Consider the following 24,944-nt stretch of genomic DNA (forward strand, 5'->3'; position numbering starts at 1 on the left):
GTCACAGAAATCGCCACCGCTGGTGGGCGGCCCCGGTGTCGTCGCCGAGCACGGCCTGTGCGCCCTGACCGCTGCCGGCGAGGCCGAGCACGCGGCCGCCGGCGGCGCACTGGAGGCGGAACCAGCCGGCGCCGCCGTGGCGCAGCCGCCACCTGTGGTCGGCGGTGCCGTTGTCCGCCCACTGGACGATCCGGGCCCCGGCCGCGCCGGACCCGCCCTCGACACCGAGCACCTTCGCGCTGTGCGTGTTGCGCAGCCGCAGATAGCCGCCGGTGTCCACGAGCGCGCTCCAGAGGTGGTCGGCGGTGCCGGTGTCCCCCCACACGATGACCGGCCCACCGTCGGCGGTGGACATGTCCCGCACGCCGAGCACCAGCCCGGTGCCGAGGTTCTGCAACCGGCGCGCCCCGTTCGGCAGGAACCGCCACAGGTTGTCCGGGCTGCCGTTGTCCGGGTCCTGCGCGGCGAACGCCCCCTGGGCGGTCGACCCGCCGGCGATGCCGAGCAGCTTGCCGGTGTGTGCGTTGCGCAGCTTGTGGGTGCCGTCGCCGACGTCGACCAGGGCCCACCGGTGGTCGGCGGTGCCGTTGTCCGCCCACTGCAGGATGCGCGCGCCGTCGGCGGTGGACATGTTCTCCACACCGAGCACCTTGCCGCTGTTGACGTTGCGCAACCGCAGCGAGTCGCCGTCGACCAGCAGCTGCCAGTCGTGGTCGGCGGTGCCGGTGTCGCCCCACTGCAGCGCGGGCCCGCCGTCGGCGGTGGACATGTTCTGCACACCAAGCACGAGCCCGCTGGCGGCGTTGGCCAGGCGGAAGCTTGCCGTCGCGCCGCCACCGCCCGGCCGCAGCCGCCAGTAGACGGTGTAGTTGTGCCCGTGGGCGTCGTGGAAGGGGCCGAGGTTGACGGTGGCGCCGTCGGCCACGGCGGTGAACGCCAGGTTCCCGGTGCCGGTGCGGGTGACCGAGCCGGGGTCGATCGCCGGCAGCGCGCTCAACGTGGTGTTGCCGTAGTTGCCGGAGAGCACCACCGGCCCGTACGTGACGGCGCCGACCGCGGCGTCGTCGTTGGCCGCCACCGTGGCCACCCGCATCGGCAGCCGGACGGTGACCGTGTCCCCGGCGGTCCACGCGCGGGTCAGGACGGCGTAGCCGCCGGGGTCGGCGGTCACGGCCTGCGTGACGCCGTTGACGCCTACCGTCGCCCCGCTGGTCCAGCCCGGGATCCGGATCCGCATGGTCCACGATCCGCTAGCCGCGCCGGTGACGGTGAGCGTGGTGGTGTCACCGACCGGGTACGAGGTGGTCTGGGTGACGGTGATGCCGCGTTGGCTCCAGGTGAGCACCGAGGGCACGAACAGGTTCACCGTCAGCGTGGTGTCGTTGTGGAAGTAGATCGAGTCGGTGAGCGTGGTGTTGGTCTCCAGTCCGGTGCCCTGGCAGCACCAGAAGGAGTTGTAGTCGGTGCTCCAGGTGCCGCCGCCCCACGCCGGTCCGACGCCGCGCCGGCCGCCGGGGTTGAGCGGGGTGAAGTAGGTGACGTGGCCGTGGGCGTCGGCCGGGTTCTGCTGGCCGATCAGGTGGTTGAGCAGCGCGCGTTCGTAGTAGTCGACGTAGGCGACCCGGTCCGGGTCGAGCTGCCACAGTTCCCGGGTCAGCCTGAGCATGTTGTAGGTGTTGCACGCCTCGCAGGTGTCGGTACGCAGGTAGCCGGCGATGGCGTTCGGCGCGCGGAAGTGCTCGGCCTGGCTGTTGCCGCCGATGGCGTACGTGTGCGCGCCGACGGTGATGGTCCAGGCGTTGGTGGCGATGGTCCGGTAGCGGGTGTCGCCGGTGGCCTTGTACTCCCGGGCGGCGCCGATCCACTTGGGCACCTGGGTGTTGGCGTGCAGCCCGTCGAGCCGGTCCTGGCCGGCGGCGAGCGGGTCGAACACGGCCGCGTGGTCGAACCGTCGGGCGACGGTCAGCCAGCGGGCGTCGCCGGTCTGCTGGTAGAGGTCGGTCAGCACCGCGTTCATGCCGCCGAACTCGGTGCCCAGCATGGCCTGCGTCTGCGCGGTGGTGAGCCGGCCGGTGCGCCACTCGACCCAGCCGGCGAGCGCCAGCAGCACGTCGCGGGCCTGGGTGCCGCCGATCAGCCGCCAGACGTCGAGCAGGCCGGCGAGCGTCTTGTGCAGGCAGTAGTAGGGCACGTTGCCGTTGGTCAACGTGCGCGCCTCCAGCGCCGTGAAGTCCGACTCGGGGAAGCCGGACAGGTAGCCGGCGTTGAACCCGGCGGCGGCGTTGTTGGCCTGGCAGCGGGCCAGTTCGGCGACCATGGTGAGGGCCTTGTCCCGGCATGTGGTGTCGCCGCGGACCGCCCACGCGTGTGACCAGGCGGTGAGGAAGTGGCCCTGGATGTGGGTGCGGAAGGGGAAGTTCGGCGCGTCCCAGCCGCCCGGGGCGGCCGCGCCCGCGGTGGAGAGGCGGTGGTTGGCCCGGAAGTTGTACAGCAGCCGGTTGACGTCGACGAAGCGCAGGTAGGCAAGCGTGCGGTCCTGGTTGTCCAGCCACCGGCCGGCGGTCAGCCGCACCTGGCCGGGGTCGAACGCGTACGCGGAGACGCCGATGTCGGGTCGGGCCGGTGGCAGCGCGGCGTGCGCCGGGCCGCCGCCGGTGAGCGTGACGCCGGCCGTGGTGGCGACGGCGGTGGTGGCGACGGCGGTGGCGCCGGTGGCGCGCAGAAGCAGTCGGCGGTTCACCCGGGGAGCGGGCATGGCGGCCTCCGAGGCGGGGGACGGGTGGATGGGTGTGGCTGCGGTTACGCGGTAATCCGGAAGGTGGCGTCCTGGCGGTCGATCGCGGCGGAGCCGGCGTCGAGCGGGTCGATGCGCAGCCGGTAGTCGTAGTGCCGCAGGTAGCGGGTGGGGAAGTTGTGCGAGCGGAACGACGACCAGGCGGCGTCGGCGAGGCCGGCGGTGCGGTGGAACGTGGCGTCGGCGCGGAACGTGGCGGTGCCGTCGTCCGGGTCCAGCCGGATCGCGTAGTCGTAGTGCCGCAGGTAGTTGCCGGGCAGGTTGACCGACTCGAAGGACACCCCGGCCGGGTCGGCGAGGCCGGGCACCAGCCGCCACATCTGGTCCTGGTACGGGTCGAACGGGTAGGGGTCGACGCGGCCCAGCCGGTTGGCGTGCCGCACGTAGCGGTCGGGCAGGTTCGACGACTTCAGGCGAACCCAGTCGGGGGTGCCCCAGCGGTTGACCAGGCCGGTGTACTCGGCGTCGGTGACGCCTATCATCGAGCCGTGCTTGGCGTTCAGTGGCGGGGTGTAGTCGCGCTGGTTCAGCGGTGCCCAGGAGTTGCCCGCGATGCTGCTGGTGGACCAGGCGTAGTAGTCGTTGTTGACCGGGCTGAACGAGTCGCCCCACAGCCGCCAGCCGCCCTCGTTGGTCCGCAGCAGCAGGGGCGCCTCGACGGCGTTGCCCTGCCGTAGCCCGCTGGTGTACGTGGTGAAGCTGTTCGGCGCGCCGGTGCTGGAGCGGGCGCCGTAGAGGTATCCGTCGGCGAGGTTCTTGTAGTAGAGGTACGTGGTGCCGCCGTCGACGACCACGTCCCCGTCGAGCACGCCGAAGCCGGGGCTGAAGTAGACCTGCGGTGCGCTCACGGTGCGGAAGTCGCTGGTGTGGTTGACCAGGAACACGTCCCGGCCGTTGTTCGCGGAGTAGACGATGGCGTACTGGCCGCGGGCGGCGTCCCAGAACGCGGCGGGCGCCCAGGTGTGGGTGTCCAGGGTGTGCATCCGGATGCGCCGGTAGCCGGTGAACGCGGTGAGGTCGGTGGAGTCCCAGACGTGCAGGTACTGGCTGGTCGACCCGAAGTTGGTGCCCTTGAGGTCGGTGGCCAGGACCACGAAGGTGCCGTCCTGCCGGCGCAGCACGTACGGGTCGCGCAGGCCGAGCTGCCCGGCGGTCGGGGTGACCACCGGGTTGTTCCGGTTCAACGGGGTCCAGTTCAGCGCGTCCCGACTGACGGCCAGGTGCAGGCCGTAGTCGGCGCCGACGCCGCTTGGCGTCTCGGTGAAGTAGGCCATCGCGTACGCGGTGTTGGACGCGGCGAGCGCCGCCCGGCCCACGCCGAGGACGCCTGTGGCGGCGGCTGCGGTGGAGAGGGCGCCGAGGGTGAAGGCGCGTCGGGTCAGGGGCACGGTGGTGCCTTTCGCTGCGGGAGATGACGGCCGCGTTAACGCTAACAATTGCTCTTAGCGTGGCGTTCATATCGGCGGCTGTCAACGCCCTGGCCTTCGCCAGTGCCCCTGACCCATCTATCGACGGCGATGTGAGCGTCGGTTGGTCAGCGGTTGCGGTAGCGATCCACCCCCAGCGTCACCCCGCAGAGCAGCGCCACCGTGCCGAAGGCCGAGCCGGCCACCGGGTTGTCCATGATGGCGGAGAGCGCCACGTTGCCCACCACGGCGACGACGAGCGCCAGCCAGAGCAGCGGACGCATCCGGGTGACCGCCCGCGGCGCGGGATTCTCGGCGGTGCGGTACGACTCGTTCATGACTGCCTCCTCGTCGGTGTTTCCTTACCGACGACGCTAGGCGGACGGCTTCGCGGCCACGATCCCGCCAACGCGACGACAGAGGTACAGCAGGCTGTACCTTCCCCGCCCGGGGCTGCCCCGCCGCGCAACCGGTGACCTATGGTGACGCCCGGGGGTGGGCCGGACATGGAACACGTGCGCGGGCGGGTCCGCGCCTCGGTGGACGCGCTGGAGCACCTGGTCGGCGGGCTGGGCACCGCCGTGCTGGCCCTCGGCGCGCTGCTCGGGGCGCTCGTCGTCGCGGCGGCCTGCCTCGGTGGCGTCGGCCTGCTGCTCGTACCCGGGCTGTTGCAGGCGGTGCGGACCGTGGCCGACCGGGAGCGGGCTCGGCTGTCCCACTGGGGGCCGCCCGTGCCGACGCCCGGGCCGGTGCCGCAGGGGCTGCGTCCGGCGCTGCGCGACCCGGTCGTACGGCGGGAACTGCGGTGGGTGGTCGCGCACGGGCTGCTGGGCTTCGCCACCGGACTGCTCGCCCTCGTGCTGCCGCTCTACGCCGTGCAGGACACCACGTTCCCGCTGTGGTACCGGCTGCTGCCGCCCGGGGCCGGCGCCCCCGGCATCGTCTGGTGGCGGATCGACGGACTGCCCGACGCGCTCGCGGTCGGGCTGCTCGGGGTGGGATGGCTGGCCCTCGCCCTCACCATCGGCCCGCGGCTGGCCCGCCTCCAGGCCTGGCCGGGTCGCCGGCTGCTGCCCCTGCCGCCCGGGGTCGACCTGTCGCTTCGGGTCGCCGAGCTGACCGCCACCAGGGCCGCCGCGCTCGACGCGCACGCGGTGGAGCTGCGCCGCATCGAGCGGTCGCTGCACGACGGCACCCAGAACCGGCTGGTCGCGGTGAACGTGCTGCTGGGTGCCGCGCGGCGGGCGCTGCGGCGCGACCCGGCCCGCGCCGACGAGATCCTGGAACGGGCGCAGAGCGCGGCCGAACAGGCGCTCGGCGAGCTGCGTACCGTGGTGCGCGGCATCCTGCCGCCGGTGCTCGACGACCGGGGACTCGCCGGGGCGCTGGCCGGGCTCGCCGCGGAGTGCGCGGTGCCGTGCCGCCTGCGAGTCGACGTGGACGTGCGCTGCGCGGCGGCGGTCGAGGCCACCGCGTACTTCGTGGTGGCCGAGGCGCTGACGAACGTGGTCCGGCACGCCGGCGCGGACGCGGTGGACGTCGCGGTGCGCCGGGAGGCCGACCGGCTGCTCGTGACCGTGCGGGACGACGGGCGCGGCGACGCCGACGAGACACGCGGCTCCGGCCTGACCGGCATCCGGCGGCGGGTCGAGGCGTACGACGGGCGGATGACGGTGACCAGTCCACCGGGAGGACCGACGAGGATGCACGTGGAGCTGCCATGCGGATCGTGATCGCCGAGGACGACGCGCTGCTGCGCGAGGGGCTGGCCCTGCTGCTGCGGGCCGAGGACCTGGACGTGGTCGCCGCCGCCGGCACCCCGGAGGAGTTCCTGGAGGCGGTCGACACGCACCATCCGGACGTGGCCATCGTGGACGTGCGGATGCCGCCGACGCACACCGACGAGGGCATCGTCGCCGCGGTCGAGGCCCGCCGCCGCCGACCCGGCCTCGCCGTGCTGGTCCTGTCCGCGTACGTCGAGCAGGCGTTCGCCACCGAACTGTTCTCGGCCGGCGCGTCCGGCCTGGGCTACCTGCTCAAGGAGCGGGTCGGGCGGGTGGAGGAGTTCCTCGCCGCCCTGCACCGCGTCGCGGACGGCGGCAGCGTGATCGACCCGGAGGTGGTCGGGCAACTGCTGGCCCGCAACCGCCGGCCGGACACCGCGCTGGCCGAGCTGTCCCCCCGGGAGCAGGAGGTGCTGGCGCTGATGGCCGAAGGGCTCGGCAACGGCGCGATCGCCCAGCGGCTGTTCGTCACCGAGGGCGCGGTGCACAAGCACATCCGCAGCATCTTCGCCAAGCTCGGCCTGGCACCGGACGACCGGGCCGACCGCCGGGTCACGGCGGTGCTGCGCTACCTGCACGACGCCCGGCGGTAGACCGACACGCGCGCCGCCTCCCGCGGGAGGCGGCGCGCGCACGGTTGCCGGTCAGCGGCGCGTGCCGCACAGCGCGGCGTCGACGGTGCTGGTAACCGCTTCGAGCATGTCCAGTCCGGTCGGCAGCGCGGTCACCGCGACCACGGCGCTGCGCCCGTCCGTGGTGGACAGGTTGCGCGTCTCGAAGCCCTGGATGTCGCCGCCGTGCCCCCAGGCGTCCCCACCGCAGGGCAGCCGGTGCCGGGCGATGCCCAGGCCGTACTCCCAGACCCCGCTCGGCTCGAACCCGGGTGCGGCCACCGTGCGCGTCATGGCCGCCTGCTGGGCGGGCTTGAGCAGCTTGCCGGCCAGCAGCGACTCGAAGAACGTCCGCAGGTCGCCCGGGGTGGAGACGAGCTGACCGGCGGCCCAGCCCAGCGACGGGTCCATCCGGGTCACGTCCACCCACGGCGCGCCGGGCGCGACCGCCACGTAGCCGCGGGGGAGCCGACCGGGCAGGTCCTGCTCGCCGGCGTGCGGCCAGTACGTGTCGTGCAGCCGCAGCGGCTCGATGACCCGCCGGGTGATCTCCTCGCCGATCGGCCGTTCGGTGACCCGCTCGACGATCAGGCCGGCCAGCACGTAGTTGGTGTTGCTGTACTCCCACCTGTCGCCCGGTGGGAAACTCCGGGACCGGGTGAGCGCCGCCGCCACCAGCCGGTGCGGGTCGAGGTACGCGTGCGCGCGGTCCACCAGGTCCTGCGGCTGGGTGAACAGCACGTCGTCGTAGTCGGGCAGTCCGCTGGTCTGCTGCAACAGCTGCCGTACGGTGATCCGCCGCCCGTCGTTGCCGTTGCCGCGCACCACCCCGGGCAGGTAGCGCTCGACGGTGGCGTCGAGGTCGACGCGGCCCTCGCCGACGAGTTGGAGCACGGCCACGGCGGTGAAGGTCTTCGTGTTGCTGCCGATCCGCACCCGGGCGTCGCGGGGGATCCCGGCGCCGGTGCGGAGGTCCCCGACGCCCGCGGTGTAGTCGCGCACCCGTCCGTCGGCCCGTACCGAGGCCAGCGCCCCCGGGAAGCCGTGCTCGGCGACCAGGCGGTCGAGTCGCTGTTGGACGGCGTCGCTGCGGTGGGTGTCCGGGTTGGCGGGGGCGGCGGACGCGGCGGGCACGCCCAGGGCCGTGGCGGTCAGCAGGGCCACCGCGGCGGCGGCCACCGGAAAGGTTCGGCGGGTCATCGATACTCCTCAGGGGACGGTCGACGGGTACGACTCCAGCCTCGGCGAGCCGGGCCCCGTCCTCCATCCCGCCTGCTGCCCGATCGCGGGTAGCGCAGGCGCTACCCGCGTCGGCGCGTGTCGTGACGTAGGATGCGGACAGCGTCGCGTGTCGGTGGCAGGCCGTGTCAGGCATGGAGGCGCCGGACCGGAGGGAGCGCGGAGATGACCGTCGCCGCCCCTTCGCCCTCCTCGCGTGACTGAGGGCGAACAGACCAGGCTGGTGGCCTGGAGTCGAGAGATGCGCGCCGTGCACGATCGGTTGCGCGCCGCGTTGCGGGTGACCCGGGATGCGGTGGACGCCGGTGAGCCGGCGGTGCCGGCGACGCGGGATCTGCTGTTGTTCTGCCACGGGTTCTGCGCCGCGTTGAACGCCCACCACGAGGGCGAGGACCGGGATCTGTTCCCGGCCATCGGGCGGCGGCATCCCGAGTTGCGCGACACGCTGCACCGGCTGCGGCAGGACCATTCGATGATCGGGCACCTGCTGGCCGGACTCGCCGCCGCGGTGGCCCGTGACGCCCCACCCGAGGAGGTGGGCGGGCACCTGGCCGGGGTGTCGGCGGTGATGGAGTCGCACTTCCGGTACGAGGAGCGGCAACTGCTCGCCGTGCTGGAGACGCTGTCGTTGGACGCCGACCCGGCCGACGTGTTCGGGCCGCTCTGACCACCGGTCCGGACCGGGTTTGACCATATCGACGTCCATCGTTAGGCTGCGCTGAAAGCGCTTACTGCACGGGTGGCGGGTACCGCCGCCGGCGCGGGCGCCACGTCCGGGTAGGAAGGCCCGCACCCACACCGACCGGGCATCGGTGTGCACCGCTGCGGGCGCCACACCACACCCGCAGGAGAACACCATGACCAACCGACAGCGTCGTACGGCGTTGTGGACCGCCGCCGCCACCGCGGCGGCGGCACTCGCCGCGTCCGGCCTGGCCGTCGGCGCGACCGCCGCCCAGGCGGCGGCCGGCTGCCGCGTCGACTACGCGGTGACCGCGCAGTGGTCCGGCGGCTTCACCGCCAACCTCACCCTCACCAACCTCGGCGACCCGCTGGCCTCCTGGGCCGTCACCTGGTCCTTCGGCGCCGGACAGTCCGTCAGCCAGAGCTGGGGCGCGGACATCGCGCAGAGCGGCGCCTCGGTCCGGGCCGCGAACGTCAGCTACAACGGCAACCTCGCCACCAACGCGAGCACGTCGTTCGGGTTCAACGGCGCGTGGAACAACGGCAGCAACCCGTCCCCGACCAGCTTCGCGGTCAACGGGGTCGCCTGCACCGGCGGGGTCACGCCCACCACCGGCACGCCGCCGACCAGCGCCCCGCCGCCCACCACGCCACCACCCACCACGCCGCCCCCGACCACGCCCCCGCCGACCACCACGCCGCCCCCCACCAGCGGCGCGGTCTACGCCGCGCCGAACGGCACGGCCGGGGCGGCGGGCACCCAGGCCAACCCCACCACCGTCGCCGCCGCGCTCACCCGCGTCGGCGCGGGCGGCACCGTCTACCTGCGTGGGGGGACCTACAACCTGGCCCAGACGGTCACCGTCGCCGCCGGTAACGACGGCGCCGCCACCGCCCGCAAGAACCTGTACGCCTACCCGGGCGAGACCCCGATCCTGAACTTCTCCGCGATGAGCGAGGACCCGGCCAACCGGGGGCTGGCGCTGAACGCCTCGTACTGGCACGTGCGGGGGATCGTGGTCGAGCGCGCCGGGGACAACGGCATCTTCGTCGGCGGCAGCAACAACGTCATCGAGCGGACGGTGACCCGCTTCAACCGCGACACCGGGCTGCAACTGTCCCGGATCGCCTCCACCACGCCGCGCGACCAGTGGCCGGCGAACAACCTCATGCTCAGCGTCGAGTCGCACGACAACGCCGACTCCGACGGCGAGGACGCCGACGGGTTCGCGGCGAAACTCACCGTCGGCGGCGGCAACGTCTTCCGGTACGCGGTGTCGCACCACAACATCGACGACGGCTGGGACCTGTACACCAAGACCGACACCGGGGCGATCGGGCCGGTAACCATCGAGGACTCCCTGGCCTACAGCAACGGCACGCTCAGCAACGGCACCCAGAACGGCAACGGCGACCGCAACGGCTTCAAGCTCGGCGGTGAGGACATCGCGGTCAACCACACGGTGCGGCGCACCATCGCGTACCGCAACGGCAAGCACGGCTTCACCTACAACCGGAACCCGGGCACGATGACGATCTCCAACAACCTGAGCATCGACAACACCGAACGCAACTTCTCGTTCGACGCCGGCACCTCGGTCTTCCGCAACAACACGTCCTGCCGCAGCGGCAGTGGGTCCAACGACAAGACCGTGGGCAACGTGGACGGTTCGAACCAGTTCTTCTCTGGCGCCAACGGCTCCCGCTGCGCCGCCCACTCGGGTGCCCTGGGCTGGTCCTTCGCCTCCGACGGGCGCCTACAGATAACCCTCGGCGGCCGCCCCGTCTCCCTCTGAGCCCCAGCCTTTCGATCATGAGGTTGGCGGTGGTGTCGACCGCCGGTCACGCCGTCAACCTCATGATCGACGACCCCGGACGGGTGATTCGAACGATGCCCGGGGAGTGCTTGACAAGATGATCACTGGTTAGGTTAGCCTAACCTGCGTGACGAGCGGAACGATGCGGGCCGACGGCCTGCGCGGCAGCGGACTGCGGCTGGGCTACCACGGCACCACGGTGGTGCACGACGCGGCCATCACGCTGCGACCGGCGGCGGTGACCGCGCTTGTCGGCCCGAACGGCAGCGGCAAGTCCACGCTGCTGCGCGGGCTGGCCCGCCTGCACCCGCTGGAACACGGCGAGGTCGTGCTCGCCGACGGCACGCCCGCCCGGGCGCTCACCGCCCGCGACTTCGCCCGCCGGGTCACGCTGCTCGCGCAGAGCCGACCCACCCCGAGCGGGGTCACCGTCCGCGACGTGGTCGGCTACGGCCGGCACCCGTACCGGCAGCGCTGGCGCTCCGGCGACCCGGACGGTCCCGCCGCGATCGACCGCGCCATGGGGGTGACGGGCGTCGACGCCATGGCCACCCGACCGGTCGACGAGCTGTCCGGCGGCGAGCTGCAACGGGTCTGGCTGGCCACCTGCCTGGCCCAGGACACCGCGGTGTTGCTGCTGGACGAGCCGACGACGTTCCTCGACCTGCGCTACCAGGTGGAGATCCTCGACCTGATGCGTGAACTCGCCGACACCGCGGGCGTCGCCGTCGGGGTGGTGCTGCACGACCTCAACCAGGCCGCCGCCGTCGCCGACGAGGTCGTGCTCCTGCACGACGGCCGGGTGCGCGGCACCGGCACGCCGCACGAGGTGCTCACCGAGGCGGCGCTCACCGAGGCCTACGGCATCCGCGTCGAGGTGACCGTCGACCCGTTCACCCACCTGCTCTCCACACGTCCCGTCGGCCGGCACACGACACGCGTCCCCGCCTGACCGACCCCTGCCCCACAGAAGAGAAACGATGTTGCGTAACCGTCTGACCCTGCTCGCCGCCGCCGCGACCGCGTTGCTGATCGCCGGCTGCGGCACCACCGAGGCGCCCGCCGCCACCGCTCCGACGCCGGACGCCGCCGCCACCGGCCCGGTCACCGTCACCGACAGCCGCGGCAAGACCATCACCCTCAAGAGCCCGGCCCGCAAGGTCGTCGGACTGGAGTGGGGCGAGGTGGAGATGCTCGTCGGCCTCGGCGTGATGCCGGTGGGCGCGGCCGACCCCAAGGGGTACGCCACCTGGGTCACCGCCGCCCCGCTGGACCCGGGCGTCAAGGACGTCGGCACCCGGGGCGAGCCGAGCGTCGACGCCATCGTCGCCCTCCAGCCGGACCTGGTGGTGATGGCTGCCGAGCGCGGCTCGACCGTCGTCACCCAGCTGGAGAAGTACGTCCCGGTGCTGGTCACCAAGGGCAGCGACGCCACCGACAACATCAAGCGGATGCGGTCGGACCTCACCATGATCGCCACCGCCACCGGCCGCACCGCGCAGGCGGACAAGCTCCTGGCCGATTTCGACACCGCCCTCGCCGACGGCCGCAGGAAGATCGCCGACGCGGGCGCCGCCGGCCGGCAGTTCGCCATCGCCGACGGCTGGAAGCAGGGCAGCACCGTCTCGATCCGGATGTTCGGCCAGGGGGCGTTGGTCTCCCAGCTCGGCATCCAGCTCGGCCTCAAGAACGCCTGGACCGGCAAGACCGACGAGATGTGGGGGCTGGGCCAGACCGACGTCGAAGGGCTGAGCGTCCTCAAGGGCCAGGACCTGCACTTCTTCTACAACGCCTCGGACGGCGAGGACGTCTTCGCCGACGGTCTCGCCGGCAACGCGATCTGGCGGGCCCTGCCCTTCGTCCAGCAGAACAAGCTGCACAAGATGCCGAACGGCATCTGGACCTTCGGCGGCCCGCTGTCCGGAAAGCAGTACGTCGACCAGTTCGTGAAGGTCTACGCGGCTTGAGCCAGCTCACCGCTCCCGCCCCACCGGAGCCGGCCACCCGGCCGGCCCCGGTGGCGCCGCCGCCCGCCCGCAGCCGGGTCGTCGGCGCGTTCGTCCTCGCCGTCGCGCTGCTCGCGGCGATCACCACGGTGCACCTGACCCAGGGCACGTCCTCGGTGGGGGCGCCGGACCTGCTCCGGCTGCTCACCGGCGGTGACGACGAGGCCGCCCGGGTGCTCGTCGCCTCCCGCCTGCCGCGCCTGCTCACCGGCCTGGCCGTCGGCGTCGCGCTCGGCTTCGCCGGCGCGGCGTTGCAGTCGACAACCCGCAACCCGCTCGCCTCGCCGGACACGCTCGCGGTCAACGCCGGTGCGCACCTGGCCATCGTCGCCACCGCCGCGTTCGGCATCGCGCTGCCGGCGCTGCCCGCCGGCGGGCTGGCGTTCTGCGGCGGGCTCGTCGCCGCCGCCCTGGTCATGCTGCTCTCCGCCGGCGGCCAGGCCGCGACCACCCGGCTGATCCTCGCCGGCTCGGCCACCGCGATGGCGCTGGCCTCGCTGACCATGCTGCTGATGCTGCTGTTCGAGCAGTCCACGATCGGCCTGTTCGCCTGGGGCAACGGCTCCCTCGTGCAGGGCGACCTGGCCGCGTTCACCCAACTCGCCCCGCTGATCGGCCTGGCCGCGCTGCTGCTCGTGGCGCTCGGGCACCGGCTGGACCTGCTCGCCCTCGGCGACGACACCGCCACCGTGCTCGGGCTGGACGTGCGCCGCACCCGGCTCAGCGTGGTGCTGCTGGCCGTGCTGCTCTCCGCCGCCGCGGTCACCCTCGCCGGGCCGATCGGCTTCGTCGGGCTCGGCGCGCCGGTGATCGTCCGGCTGCTCGGCCGGTGGGTGCCCGAGGTCCACCGGCACCGAGTCCTGTTGCCCCTGTCCGGCATCGTCGGCGTGGTCATCGTGCTCGGCTCCGACGTGCTGCTGCGCGTCGTACTCGGCGGGCAGGCCGGGGTGGACGTGCCGACCGGCGTGGTCACCACGCTCTTCGGCGCGGTGCTGCTGGTCTGGCTGGCCCGCCGGCACCGCGACGCCGGACCCACCCGGCAGGCGCCCGGCGGCCACGCCGCGGTGCGCTCCCGCGGCTTCGTCGCCGCCGTCGTCGCGGTCTGCGCGGTCGCCGCCGCCGCCGCGTTGGTGCTCGGCATGCTGGCCGGGGACACCTGGGTGCTGCTCGGCGACATCGTCAACTGGGTGCAGGGCCGCACCGGTCCGGCGTACACCTTCGTGCTGGACGCCAGGTGGCCGCGGGTCGCCGCGGCGCTGCTGGCCGGCGCCGCGCTCGCGCTGGCCGGTGCCACCGTGCAGGCGGTCTGCCGCAACCCGCTGGCCGAACCGGGCATCCTCGGCATCACCGGCGGTGCCGGCATCGGCGCGGTGTCGCTGCTGACCTTCGCGCCGATGGCCGGGGTGGCCGCGCTCTCCGGCGCCGCCGGCCTCGGCGCCGTCACCGCGTTCGCGCTCGTCTACGGCCTGGCCCGCCGGCGCGGGCTCAACTCCGACCGGCTCGTGCTGATCGGCTTCGCGGTCTGGCAGGGCGGCACCGCGATCATCACGTTCATCGTGGTCTCCTCCGACCCGTGGAACACCGGCAAGGCGTTGACCTGGCTGTCCGGTTCCACCTACGGGCGCACCGGTCCGCAGGTGCTCCCGGTGGCGATCGCGTTGCTGCTGGCCCTGCCCGCGGTCGCGGCGGTGCGCCGCGAACTGGACCTGCTCGCCCTCGACGACGACACCCCCCGGGTGCTCGGCGTCCGGCTGGAACCGGCCCGGCTGGTCGCCCTCGGCGTGGCGGCGCTGCTCACCGCCACCGCCGTGTCGGCCGTCGGGGTGATCGGGTTCGTCGGCCTGGTCGCCCCGCACGCCGCCCGCGCGCTGGTCGGCGGCCGGCACACCCGCGTCCTGCCGGTGGCGGTGCTGCTCGGCGCCACCCTGGTCAGCCTCGCCGACACGCTGGGCCGCAGCGTGATCGCACCCGCGCAGATCCCCGCCGGTCTGGTCACCGCGCTGATCGGCACCCCGTACTTCGTCTGGTTGCTGTGGCGCTCCCGCGTCGCGGCCGGCACCCGCTAACCCGCCCATCGACCGCGCCGCCCGGCGGCCGTGAGAGGAAGTCAGCATGACGAGCACCCTGGCCGTCGCGCCCTGGCGAGTGTTCACCGTCGAGGTCCGCGCGCTGCGCCGGCTCGGCCCGTCCTTCCTGCGCGTCACACTCACCGGGCCGGACCTGGACCGGTTCGCCGACAACGGCTACGACCAGCGGATCAAGCTGGCCCTGCCGGTGGTCGACGGTGCGGCGGGGGAACTGCCCGACGGGCCCGACTGGTACGCCCGCTGGCGTGAACTGCCGGCCGGGCTGCGCAGCCCGATCCGCACCTACACGGTCCGGGCGGTCCGGCCGGAGGCGTACGAGGTGGACCTGGACATGGCCCTGCACGGCGACGGCGGCCCGGCCACCCGGTGGGCGCGGCGGGCCCGGCCCGGCGACCGGCTCGCCGTCGTCGGCCCGGACGCCGGCTGGCCCGGCGGACACGGCGGCGTCGAGTTCCAGCCGCCGGCCGGGGCGACGCTGCTGCTGGCCGGCGACGAGACCGCCGCACCGGCGATCTGCGCGATCCTGGACCGGCTGCCCGCCGACGCCCGGGGGCACGCCCTGGTCGAGGTGCCGGAGCCGGGCGACGAAACGCCGTACCGGGCACCCGCCGGGGTCACGGTGACCTGGCTGCCCCGCGCCGGCGCCGCGCACGGCAGCCGGCTCACCTCGGCCGTGACGAGCCTCGCCGGCCGCCTGCTGCCGGCACCGGCCGCGCCGCTCGCCGACCAGCCGCTGGCCGAGGTGGACGTGGACCGGGAGATCCTCTGGGAGGTGCCGGAGCGGCCCGACCGCGCCCCGCTCTACGCCTGGCTGGCCGGCGAGGCGGCGATGATCCGAGGCCTGCGCCGGCACCTGGTCACCGAGCGGGGCCTGGACCGCCGCGCGGTGGCGTTCATGGGCTACTGGCGGGCCGGCCGCGCCGAGTGCTGACCACGGCGCCTCCTCCGGGTCGCCGCCCGCACCGCCCCCGCCGCGCCCCGCGCACGGCGGGGGCGGTGCTCATCGCGCCGGCGCGTGGCGGGCCAGCGGATTGACCAGGGTGCCGGCGAACTGCAACGCGGCGGACGGGTCGGCGAGGTCCACCATCTGCTGGTTGTCGCGCAGCTGGAGACGGTTCAGGCAGGACAGCGTGAACTCCGGCGCGAACAGGTCGTGCCGGCTCATCCGGTCGGCCAGGTGCGGCACGCTCGCGGCGTAGTCGGTGGCGCACCCGGCGACCGTGCGCCAGAAGTCGTCCTGGTCCAGCACGCCCGAACCGTGCAGGGTGGCGCTCAGGTGCCGCAGGAAACAGTCGAAGACGTCGGTGAAGATGGACAGGATCTTCTCGTCCTCCGGGATCGCGGCGCGCACCCGCCGGACCCGTTCGGGCAGGTCCGCGTCCGGGTCCATCACCACGATCTCCTCGGCGATGTCCTTGAACACGACCCGCTCCACCACGGCGCCGTGCAGCACCAGGATGACGTTCTCGCCGTGCGGCATGAACGCCAGGTCGTACGCGTACAGGCTGTGCAGCAGCGGCACCAGGTACGCGTCGAGGTAGCGGCGCAGCCAGTCGGCCGCCGGCAGCCCCGACTGCGCGATCAGCGCCCCGGCCAGCGACCGCCCGTCGCGGTCCAGGTGCAGCAGCGAGGCCATCGTCGCCAGCCGCCGTCCCGGCTCCAGGCCGGGCACCGGGCTCTCCCGCCACAGCGCGGCGAGCATCTTGCGGTACGGCGAGTAGCGGTCCGTCGCCGCCTCGTACTGCCGGTGCCGGTAGCCGATCGCGGCCCGCTCCCGGATGATCGACAGGCCGGTCCGCCTGAGCACCGGGTCGTCCTCGATCAGCCCGGCGAGCCAGTCGTTGATCGCCGGCGTGGCCTCCATGTACGCGGCGGACAGGCCGCGCATGAAGCCCATGTTCAGCACCGACAGGGCGGTCTTCACGTAGTGCCTGGTCGGGTCGCTGATGTTGAAGAAAGTGCGGATGGACTGCTGCGCCAGGTACTCGTCCGGCCCCTCGCCGAGGCAGACCAGTCGGCGCCGGGCCACCTCACCGGCGAACGTGACCGCCAGCTTGTTCCACCACTGCCACGGGTGCACCGGGATGAGCAGGTAGTCGGCCGGGTCCAGGCCCAGCCCGGTGAGCGTGGCGGCGAACCCGGCGAGGGTCGGCTCGCCCAGTTCGGCGCGGAGCAGCGTGTCGTAGTCCAGGTCGGCGGCGCAGGTGAACGTGGTGTGGTCGCGGTGCGCGGCGAGCCAGAGCAGCCGGACCGGCGCGGCGGCCTCCGGGGCGTACGCGTGGTATTCGTGCACCCCGAAGCCGATGCGGCCGTTGTTCGCCACGAAGCACGGATGCCCCTCGGTCATGCCGGTCTCGATCGCCTGGAAGTCGGCGGCGGCCAGTTCGGCGGCGCTCACCGCGGGCTTGCCCCACTTGTACGCGGTGCCGGCCAGCGTGGCGGTGATCTCCTCCAGGTAGACCGGCAGGATCGCGTCGGTGAGGCCGAGCGCGCCGCGCAGTTCCAGGCACAGTTCGACGGCGTCCAGGGGCAGCCGCACGCCGTCGCGGTGCCGGCTGATGCTGCCCGCGTCGATCTCCCAGTGCTCCAGCGCCAGCCGCCGGGCGGCGAACCGGTACTCCACCGTGGTGTCGTCGCCCCGTACGACCCACCACCCGGGGTCGGCCGGCTCGGGGGTGAGCAGGCGTTCGTGGGCGAACTCGGCCAGCGCCTTGCGCACCAGTAGCCGGTTGGCGGTCGCCCAGGCCTCGGGGGTCAGGTGGTCCACGGACGAGCCGGCGTTCACGCGGGCACCTCTTCCTCGACGGTGGGGGCCCGGAACCGCTCCCGGGTGCAGACGCTCAGCAGGGCCTCCTTCTCGGGCTTGCGGATCGGGCCGACGACGGCGAACCCGACGGCGGCGTTGAGCGCGTGCACGGCGGTGTTGCGCACGTCCGGTTCGACCACCACCCGACGGGTGGCCGGGTCGGCGAACAGCCAGGCCAGCACCGTGGTGATGACGGCCCGGGTGAAGCCGTGCACCGGCGCGTCGGTGGGCGCGCAGAGGAAGTGCATGCCTACATCGCCGGGCTCCGGGTCGTACAGCCCGACCAGTTCGACCTGCGCGGGGTCGTACCGTTCGGCCAGGAACGCCGGCCGTCCCCGCCAGAGACCCAGGTAGGCGTCGTGGTGCGGGTGGGCGGCGATGCGCCGGTACTCCTCGGCGACCTCCGCCACGTCGGCGTCGCGCATCAGCCAGAACGCCGCCTTCGGGTGGGTGACCCAGCGGTGCAGCAGCGCGGCGTCGGCGTCCGGGTCCAGCGGCCGCAGCGCGAACTCGCCGAGCCGCGGGTCGGCGTGGGTGAACGCGGTCATGCCAGCGCTCCGGCCGGCACGCCGAACTCCTGGAACGCGATCGCCTTCTCCACCGGGTAGTGCTCCCGGCCGGTCATCTCCCGGATGATCCACGAGTTGCGGTAGGGGCCCATGCCCAGGTCGGGTGAGGTGATGCTGTGCGTGTGCGTGCCGGCGTTCTGCAGGAACACGCCCCGCCCGGTGTGGTCGACGCTGTAGTTGCGGGCCACGTCGAAGCGGCCGTGTGCGTCCCAGCGGAGCCGGTCGCGCACCGGGGCGAGGAACTCCGGCACCCGGTAGTGGTAGCCGGTGGCCAGCACCAGCCCCTCGGTGTCCAGGGTGAACGCCCGGTCCTGTTCGGTGTGCCGCAGGCCGAGCCGGTAGCGGCCGTCGGCGTACGCGGCCTCGACCAGCTCGGTGTTGGTCAGCAGCCGGGTCGGTGCCGGTCCGTGCAGGCTCTTGGCGTACAGCAGGTCGTAGATTTCGTTGATCAGGTCGGCGTTGATGCCCTTGAACAGCGGTTTCTGCGCCGCTTCGAGGCGATAGCGGGTCGGCTCGGGCAGCGCGTGGAAGTAGTCCACGTAGTCCGGTGAGGTCATCTCCAGCGTCAGCTTGGTGTACTCCAGCGGGAAGAACCGGGGCGACCGGGTGACCCAGGTGAGCTGGTAGCCGTACGTGTCGATGTCACCGAGCAGGTCGTGGTAGATCTCCGCGGCGCTCTGCCCGCTGCCGACCACGGTGATGCTGCGCTTGGCCCGCAGCGCCTCCCGGTGTTCCCGGTAGCGGGAGTTGTGGATCAGGTCGCCGCCCAGGCCGGTGCAGGGCGGCGGCAGGTACGGCGGCGTGCCGGTGCCGAGCACCAGGTGTCGGGCCCGGTGGGTGACCGGCCCGTCGGGGGTGTCGGCGTGGACCACGTAGTGGCCGTCGCTCTCGTCGTACCCGACGGCGGTGACCGTGTGCCGGAACCGCAGGGTGGACAGCTTGCCGGCGGCCCAGCGGCAGTAGTCGTTGTACTCGGCGCGCAGTGGGAAGAAGCTCTCCCGGATGTAGAACGGGTAGAGCCGGCCGCTCTCCTTGAGATAGCTGAGGAACGAGTACGGCGAGGTGGGGTCGGCGAGGGTGACCAGGTCGGCGATGAACGGCGTCTGCAACCGGGTCGATTCGAGCAGCATCCCGGGATGCCAGTCGAAGCTGTCGCGGGCTTCCAGGAACAGCCCGTCCAGGTCGTCGAGCGGTGCGGTGAGGCAGGCCAGGCCGAGGTTGTAGGGGCCCAGCCCGACGGCGATGAAGTCGTGGGTCGACATGTCCGGTGCTCCTGACGCGACGGGGTCAGCCGACCGGGCAGGACAGGTCGGCGGCGGCGGTGTACCACGCGGCGTGTCCGGCGACGAGGTCGAGGACCGCGACGACGTCGTCCACAGTGGTCTCCGGGTTGAGCAGGGTCAGCTTGAGCCAGTGGGCGCCGTCGACCTTGGTGCCGGCGACCAGGGCGGCACCGGAGGCGGCCAGCGCCTCGCGGGCGTGCAGGTTGGCCTCGTCCACCAGGTCGGGGCGGGCGGCGGGCGGCCGGTAGCGGAAGACCACGGTGCTCAGCCTCGGCGGGGCGGCCACCTCGAAACGGCTGTCGGCATCCAGCCGCCGCCACGCCTCGCCGGCCAGGTCGACCACCTGGTCGAAGAGCGCGCCGATCCCGTCCGGCCCCATGATCCGCAGCGTCAGCCAGAGTTTGCACGCGTCGAACCGGCGGGTCGTCTGGATGCTCTTGTCGACCTGGTTCGGGATGCCCTGCTCGACCGCCCGGGCGGGGTTGAGGTAGTCGGCGTGCCAGGTGGCGTGGCGCAGCACCCGGCCGTCGCGGACCAGCAGCGCGCTGGAGCTGACCGGTTGGAAGAACGACTTGTGGTAGTCGACGGTCACCGAGGTGGCCCGCGCGATGCCGTCGAGCAGGTGCCGGCGGGTGGGGGAGACCAGCAACCCGCAGCCGTACGCGGCGTCGACGTGCATCCAGATGCCGGCGGCGGCGCAGATGTCGGCGATCTCCGGCAGCGGGTCGACGGAGCCGAAGTCGGTGGTGCCGGCGGTGGCCACGACCGCCATCACCACCTGCCCGTCCCGGTGGCAGCGGTCCAGGACGCGGGCCAACTCGTCGGTGCGCATCTGTCGGTCGGCGTCGGTGGGGACGGTGAGCACCGCGTCGGCGGCCAGGCCGAGCAGCTTGGCGGCCTTCTGCACGCTGAAGTGGCCCGCCGCGGAGGTGACGACCCGCAGCCGGGACACCACCTGCGGCCGGTCCGGGCGGGTGGCGGCGCCGCCCACCACCCGACGGTACGTCTCCTCCCGGGCCAGCAGCATCGCCTGGAGGTTCGACTGGGTGCCGCCGCTGGTGAACACGCCGTCGGCGGTGTCGCCGAATCCGATCCGCCCGGCTGTCCAGTCGATCAGGCGGCGTTCCACGAGTGTCGCCCCCGCGCTCTGGTCCCAGGTGTCCAACGAGGCGTTGACCGCGCTGAGCACCGCCTCGCCGAGCAGCGCCGGGATGACCACCGGGCAGTTCAGGTGGGCCAGGTAGCGCGGGTGGTGGAACCACACCGCGTCGCGCAGCCAGACGTCGTGCAACTCGTCCAGGGCGGCGTCGGTGTCACCCAGCGGACGGTCCAGGTCGATGCCGGCGACCACGGGGGCCAGCGCCTCCGGCGTGACGCCGGTGAACGGCCGCTCGGTCTCGCCGACCCGCCGGGTGACCCGGTCGACGCCGCGCGCCAGCGCGTCCCGGTAGGCCCCGAGCGTGCCGGCGTGGAACAGGTGGGCCCGTGCGTCGGCGGCCTTGCGGGCGGCGTCGGTGGACACGGTGCCGGAGGGGCTACCGATCGAACTCATGCGATGTCCCAGCGGTCGTTCGGGCAGGCGTGGCGGCGGGCGCCGCGGGGATCAGATTAGGTTAGGCTCACCTAAGTATCAAGCAGGTTACCCGGGTTTCACCCGGAATATCCCTGCGAACGCTTGCCCATCGCCCACTGAGAGCCACCGGCCGAAGCCGGCCGGTGAGGAGAGGTTAGCTTACGTTGATGTCACTGTGGAGCGTCGACCCGACCCGCCGCGACGGAAGAGGCCGCTGATGCGCGTCGATCGCGACCCGTGGGGGGTGCCGCACCTGTGGGCCGACGACGTGGACGCGCTCGCGCGCCTTCAGGGTCGGGTCACCGCACACGACCGGGCCTGGCAGATGAGCGTCGAACGGTGGCGCGCGCAAGGCCGGTTGGCCGCCCGGGTGGGCCGGTCCGAAGTGGCCTGGGACCGCTTCGCCCGACGCGCCAGGCTGGACGACACCGCCCGGCGCTGCCACGAACGCCTCGACCCGGCCACCCGGCGGTGGGTCGAGGCGTACGTCGACGGCGTCAACGCCGGACTCGCCGAGGGCGCCGCCGCCGCACCGGAGTTCGCCGCGACCGGCGGCGCGCCGGAGCCCTGGCAGCCCTGGTCACCACTCGGCGTCTTCCTCGTCCAGCACGTGCTCTTCGCCACCTTCCCGAACAAGCTCTGGCACGCGCACGTGGCCCGTACGCTCGGCCCGGACGCGGTCGGACTGTTCGCCGTGGAGGGACCGGCGTGCGCCGGCAGCAACGCCTGGGCGCTGCCCGGCGACCCGGTCACCGGGCGGGGGCCGGTCATCGCCGGCGACCCGCACCGGGTGCTCGAACTGCCCGGCGTCTACCAGCAGGTCCGGCTGGCGTGCCCGGAGTTCGACGTGGTCGGTCTCGCCTTCCCCGGCGTACCCGGCCTGCCGCACTTCGGCCACGCCGGCCACGTCGCCTGGGCGGTCACCAACGCGATGGCCGACTACCAGGACCTCTACCGCGAGCACCTGCGCCGCGACGGGGACCGGGTGTTCGTGCGGGACACCGGCGGCTGGGTGCCGGCCGACCGGCACGTCGAGCAGATCACCGTCCGCGGCGGCGACCCGGAACCGGTGGAGATCATCGAGACGCCGCGCGGCCCGGTCGTCGACCACGACCGGATCACCGGTGAGGCGATCAGCCTGCGCACCCCGAGCCGGGTGGAGGCCCGCCTCGGCTTCGAGGCGCTGCTGCCGCTGCTGCGCGCCAAGCACGCCGGTGACGTGGCGGACGCGCTGCGCCACTGGGTCGAGCCGGTCAACAGCGTGCTCACCGCGGACACCGCCGGGTCGGTGCGCCGCCTGGTCGCCGGCCTGGTCCCAATACGCGACGAGCGGTGCCGCCGGGAGCCGGTGCCCGGCTGGGCGGCGCGCTACCACTGGCGGGGCGACTACCTGCCGCCGGTCGACGAACCGGTCGACGGCGTGACGGTGTGCGCCAACGACCGCCGCGCCGACGTCGCCGCGCACGGCGTGGACTTCGCCCCGCCGCACCGGGCCGGGCGCATCCGGGCACTGCTGGCCCAGGGCGTCGCACCCACCGCCGTGCACACCGACGACCGGCTCCCGGCCGGCCCGGTGCACCGGCTGCTGGACCGCCTCGACCCGGACCGGCTCGACCCGCCCGCGCGTACGCTGCGGGAACGGTTGCGTGCCTGGGACCGCACGATGGCGGCCGGCTCGACCGAGGCCGGTGCGTACGCGGCGTGGCGGGCGGCGCTGGCCCGGCGGCTGCGCGTACACCCGCGGCTGCGAGCCCTCGACGGACCGTCCGGGTACGACGAGTTGTTCGCTGCGTGGACCGGCGCGGCGGCCCGGATCGGCCTGGCCCTGGACCACCTGGTCGTCCACCTCGGCGCGGACGTCGCGCCGGCCGCGGAACGGGCGCTGGCCGAGGTCGCGGCCGGGCCGGCGCCCGAGCCCTGGGGCCGCCGGCACGTCCTGCACCCGGTGCACCTGGACGTCGCGACCGAGATCTCCGCCGAGGTCGCCGCGATGCGGGCACGGGTGGCGCTGGCCGGGGACACCGACTGCGTGTTGGCCACCGCCAGCGTCCCCGGCGTCTCCGACGCCTGCTGGCGCGGCCCGGTGGCCCGCTACGTGTGGGACCTGACCGACCGGGCGGCCGGTGGCTGGATCGTCCCGTTCGGCGCCTCCGGGCAGCCGGCGGACCCGCACTTCGCCGACCAACTGAGCCACTGGGCCGCCGGGACGCTGATCCCGCTGCCCGCCGCAGCATCCACGAGAGACGGGACGACAGTGACCCACCTGGAGCGGATTCCCGACCTCGGCGAGCTGGCGTTGGCGCCGGTACGCCCCGACGAGCACGCCGGGTTGCTGCACGACTGGGTCACCCGGCCCCGCAACGTGTTCTGGGGGATGGGCTCGCACACCCTCGACCAGGTACGCGAGATCTACGCGTTCCTCGACGGGCTGGACACCCACCACGCGTACCTGGTCATGCTGGACGGCGAGCCGGTCGGGCTGTTCCAGACCTACCAGCCGGAGGCGGACCCGGTGGGGGAGCGCTATCCGGTCGGTCCGGGCGACGTGGGGATGCACCTGCTGCTCGACCCGCCCAGGCGGTACCCGGGCTCCCTGACCGGCGCGGTCTTCCCGGCGCTGGTCCGCTTCCTGCTGCGCGATCCGGCAGCGCGCCGCGTCGTGGCCGAGCCGGATGTGCGCAACGAGGCCATGCTGCGCCGGCTGCGGATCGAGGGCTTCACGTTCGGCGACGAGATCGACATGCCCGGCAAGCGAGCCCGGCTGGCGTTCCTGACCCGGGAGCGGTTCGAGTCGGACCGCCCGTCGGGGTGAGGCGCGGCGACCGGAGTCGGGACCGCGGCGCGACCGATCCCCGCGCCGGGATGGCGGGGTCACCGCGACCGCGATGCCGCCACCCCGGCGATGCGGGATGCCCATGTTCGCGGCGCGGCCACCGGCCGCGCCGCGAACCGGTCAGACCTGGGTGAGCCGGACCGCGTCGGCGATGATCAGGCCGGCGGAGGAACTCCACCGGCTCACCGCCACCCGGTTGGCGTCGCCGGCCGCGAGGGTGAAGGTGCCCAGTACGCGCCACTGACCGCCGGTCGCCCGCTGGTCGACGGTGACCGTCCGGTTCCCGGTGGTGGTGGCGACGATGTACGGCGTGGCGGCGTTGTAGCCTGCGTTCGCCGGCCACCAGGCGTCGACCCGGTAGTTGCCGGTGCGGGGGACGTTGAACTTGTACCAGGCGGCGTCGCTTGCCGCCACCGGGTCGGCGTAGCGGTAGTCGGCCCCGTAGCGCTGCCCGGAATAGGTGGAGGTGCCCCAGTTGGCGCTGGCGGTGAAACGACCTGCGGTGGCGTTGTCCACGATCGACGACCAGCCGGTGCCGCCGCCGGCCATCTTGGCGGCCACGTCGGCGCGCATCGTGTTCAGGTCGATGAACGAGGGGTCGATCTTGCCGCTGGTGCTGGTCTCCCGGTGCCCGCGGGCATAGCTGGAGTCCTTGCCCAGGCGCTTCAGCACGGCCGCGGTGGCGGCGATGCTGGCGTTGTACTGGGCGGTCGTCATCCGCTGGTCGACGCCGTTGTAGTCGATCTCCCACCCGATCATCAGGGTGTTCCCGTCGCCGGCCGGGATCGGCCCGCTGCCGCCGCTGGTGCCGGCGTGGTTGCACCGGCCGGCGGAGATGACGTGGAAGACGCCGTTGTAGTCGACGAGCGCCTGGCAGAGCGGTCCGGGCAGGTCGGAACGGCCGTTGATGCAGACGTTGAGCGCCGGGTGCGGGTTGCTGGCGCTGGAGGTGGCGGCGGTGTGGTGCCAGAGCACCCCGATCGGGTCGAAGGATCCGGAGCGCATCCGGTTGAGCCAGTCACCTTCGACCACGACCTGCACGCCCGCGGCGCGCAGCACGTCCACCAGCCAGGGAATGGTCGCCATCACCGCTCCTGGAGGAGGTCGGCGAGGCACTCGGCCTTGGGCGCGGCGACGGGCGCGGCGACGGCCGCGCCGGGGCGGGCGGCCACGGTCAGCGCGGCGGCCGCCAGGGCCGGGACGCCGAGCAGGCCTCGGCGGCGCAGTCGGGGGGATCGTGACGTGGGCATGGCGCTCCTCGGGCGTCGGCGCTCGGCGTCCTGCCGATCGACGGGTGTGAGTGCGGGGACGCTATCCCGGCGCCACCCACTTTGTCGATACCCTTCATCGGGGCATCCCCAGGTGAAAACTTCTGCCAGCTCTATTGCCGCTGTTCGATACGTGGTAGAAATCCTCCCCAAGCCTCGCCGTCGAGCAAGGATTCCTTCACCC

19 protein-coding genes and 1 pseudogene are annotated in these 24,944 nt (G+C 73.3%); 10 read left to right on the forward strand and 10 right to left on the reverse strand.

Annotation, left to right across the window (positions count from 1 at the left end):
• Position 1: 1 nt before the first annotated feature.
• The 3 genes from ACLQ2X_RS00935 to ACLQ2X_RS00945 form a co-directional block, all read right to left on the reverse strand.
• Positions 2-2,755 (reverse strand): beta-L-arabinofuranosidase domain-containing protein, encoded by a 2,754-nt coding sequence (locus ACLQ2X_RS00935; RefSeq protein ID WP_425678961.1) that lies wholly within the window; start codon positions 2,753-2,755, stop codon positions 2-4.
• A 44-nt stretch (positions 2,756-2,799) separates the two neighbouring features.
• Positions 2,800-4,182, reverse strand: a complete 1,383-nt coding sequence (locus ACLQ2X_RS00940; RefSeq protein WP_425678962.1) for a glycoside hydrolase family 43 protein — start codon at positions 4,180-4,182, stop codon at positions 2,800-2,802.
• Between the two features lie 146 nt (positions 4,183-4,328).
• Positions 4,329-4,538 (reverse strand): hypothetical protein, encoded by a 210-nt coding sequence (locus tag ACLQ2X_RS00945; protein WP_425678963.1) that lies wholly within the window; start codon positions 4,536-4,538, stop codon positions 4,329-4,331.
• A gap of 168 nt (positions 4,539-4,706) precedes the next feature.
• Between ACLQ2X_RS00945 and ACLQ2X_RS00950 the strand changes: the two genes are divergently transcribed.
• Positions 4,707-5,933 carry a sensor histidine kinase gene (locus ACLQ2X_RS00950; RefSeq protein WP_425678964.1) on the forward strand — a complete coding sequence of 409 codons (1,227 nt, stop codon included), beginning with the start codon at positions 4,707-4,709 and terminating at the stop codon, positions 5,931-5,933.
• A complete protein-coding gene (locus tag ACLQ2X_RS00955) occupies positions 5,921-6,577 on the forward strand; it encodes a response regulator (RefSeq protein ID WP_425678965.1) in 657 nt (218 codons plus the stop codon). Before ACLQ2X_RS00950 ends, ACLQ2X_RS00955 begins: the two co-directional genes overlap by 13 nt.
• A 51-nt stretch (positions 6,578-6,628) precedes the next feature.
• Here the strand turns inward: ACLQ2X_RS00955 and ACLQ2X_RS00960 are convergent, their stop codons facing one another.
• Positions 6,629-7,795, reverse strand: coding sequence for a serine hydrolase domain-containing protein (locus ACLQ2X_RS00960; RefSeq protein ID WP_425678966.1), 1,167 nt, complete (start codon positions 7,793-7,795; stop codon positions 6,629-6,631).
• 235 nt (positions 7,796-8,030) lie between these two features.
• Here ACLQ2X_RS00960 and ACLQ2X_RS00965 point away from each other — a divergent pair, with 235 nt between their 5' ends.
• The 6 genes from ACLQ2X_RS00965 to ACLQ2X_RS00990 all read left to right on the forward strand — a co-directional run bounded on the left by ACLQ2X_RS00965 (position 8,031) and on the right by ACLQ2X_RS00990 (position 15,359).
• Positions 8,031-8,501: a hemerythrin domain-containing protein gene (locus ACLQ2X_RS00965; RefSeq protein WP_425678967.1), complete on the forward strand. Its 471-nt coding sequence runs from the start codon at positions 8,031-8,033 to the stop codon at positions 8,499-8,501.
• Positions 8,502-8,691: 190 nt separating this feature from the next.
• On the forward strand, positions 8,692-10,314 hold the full coding sequence (locus ACLQ2X_RS00970) for a cellulose-binding domain-containing protein (protein ID WP_425678968.1): 1,623 nt from the start codon (positions 8,692-8,694) through the stop codon (positions 10,312-10,314).
• A gap of 163 nt (positions 10,315-10,477) precedes the next feature.
• Positions 10,478-11,287: an ABC transporter ATP-binding protein gene (locus ACLQ2X_RS00975; RefSeq protein ID WP_425679523.1), complete on the forward strand. Its 810-nt coding sequence runs from the start codon at positions 10,478-10,480 to the stop codon at positions 11,285-11,287.
• Positions 11,288-11,315: 28 nt separating this feature from the next.
• Positions 11,316-12,302: an ABC transporter substrate-binding protein gene (locus ACLQ2X_RS00980; protein ID WP_425678969.1), complete on the forward strand. Its 987-nt coding sequence runs from the start codon at positions 11,316-11,318 to the stop codon at positions 12,300-12,302.
• On the forward strand, positions 12,299-14,407 hold the full coding sequence (locus tag ACLQ2X_RS00985; protein WP_425678970.1) for an iron ABC transporter permease: 2,109 nt from the start codon (positions 12,299-12,301) through the stop codon (positions 14,405-14,407). Before ACLQ2X_RS00980 ends, ACLQ2X_RS00985 begins: the two co-directional genes overlap by 4 nt.
• 46 nt (positions 14,408-14,453) lie before the next feature.
• Positions 14,454-15,359, forward strand: a complete 906-nt coding sequence (locus ACLQ2X_RS00990) for a siderophore-interacting protein (protein ID WP_425678971.1) — start codon at positions 14,454-14,456, stop codon at positions 15,357-15,359.
• 69 nt (positions 15,360-15,428) lie between these two features.
• Here ACLQ2X_RS00990 and ACLQ2X_RS00995 read toward each other — a convergent pair whose 3' ends face one another.
• The 4 genes from ACLQ2X_RS00995 to ACLQ2X_RS01010 are packed head-to-tail and all read right to left on the reverse strand — an operon-like array spanning position 15,429 to position 20,638.
• Positions 15,429-17,213 carry an IucA/IucC family protein gene (locus ACLQ2X_RS00995; protein WP_425678972.1) on the reverse strand — a complete coding sequence of 595 codons (1,785 nt, stop codon included), beginning with the start codon at positions 17,211-17,213 and terminating at the stop codon, positions 15,429-15,431.
• Positions 17,210-17,782 (reverse strand): GNAT family N-acetyltransferase, encoded by a 573-nt coding sequence (locus ACLQ2X_RS01000; protein WP_425678973.1) that lies wholly within the window; start codon positions 17,780-17,782, stop codon positions 17,210-17,212. Before ACLQ2X_RS01000 ends, ACLQ2X_RS00995 begins: the two co-directional genes overlap by 4 nt.
• A complete protein-coding gene (locus ACLQ2X_RS01005; protein ID WP_425678974.1) occupies positions 17,779-19,065 on the reverse strand; it encodes a lysine N(6)-hydroxylase/L-ornithine N(5)-oxygenase family protein in 1,287 nt (428 codons plus the stop codon). Before ACLQ2X_RS01005 ends, ACLQ2X_RS01000 begins: the two co-directional genes overlap by 4 nt.
• A gap of 25 nt (positions 19,066-19,090) precedes the next feature.
• Complete coding sequence (locus tag ACLQ2X_RS01010) at positions 19,091-20,638, reverse strand: pyridoxal phosphate-dependent decarboxylase family protein (RefSeq protein ID WP_425678975.1); 1,548 nt, start codon at positions 20,636-20,638, stop codon at positions 19,091-19,093.
• Positions 20,639-20,876: 238 nt separating this feature from the next.
• Between ACLQ2X_RS01010 and ACLQ2X_RS01015 the strand changes: the two are divergent.
• Positions 20,877-22,880, forward strand: a pseudogene (locus tag ACLQ2X_RS01015) (penicillin acylase family protein); the annotation flags it as partial.
• A 33-nt stretch (positions 22,881-22,913) separates the two neighbouring features.
• The gene (locus ACLQ2X_RS01020; RefSeq protein ID WP_425679524.1) at positions 22,914-23,471 is read left to right on the forward strand and encodes a GNAT family N-acetyltransferase; all 558 of its coding nucleotides are present in this window, start codon (positions 22,914-22,916) and stop codon (positions 23,469-23,471) included.
• Positions 23,472-23,612: 141 nt separating this feature from the next.
• On the opposite strand, the gene ACLQ2X_RS01025 is transcribed toward ACLQ2X_RS01020, so the two are convergent.
• Positions 23,613-24,578: an N-acetylmuramoyl-L-alanine amidase gene (locus ACLQ2X_RS01025; RefSeq protein WP_425678976.1), complete on the reverse strand. Its 966-nt coding sequence runs from the start codon at positions 24,576-24,578 to the stop codon at positions 23,613-23,615.
• Positions 24,578-24,742: a hypothetical protein gene (locus tag ACLQ2X_RS01030; RefSeq protein ID WP_425678977.1), complete on the reverse strand. Its 165-nt coding sequence runs from the start codon at positions 24,740-24,742 to the stop codon at positions 24,578-24,580. The genes ACLQ2X_RS01025 and ACLQ2X_RS01030 overlap by 1 nt, the downstream gene beginning before the upstream one ends.
• Positions 24,743-24,944 lie beyond the last annotated feature (202 nt).

The organism is Micromonospora sp. DT31 (assembly GCF_049841795.1).
In the GTDB taxonomy this organism is placed as follows: domain Bacteria; phylum Actinomycetota; class Actinomycetes; order Mycobacteriales; family Micromonosporaceae; genus Micromonospora.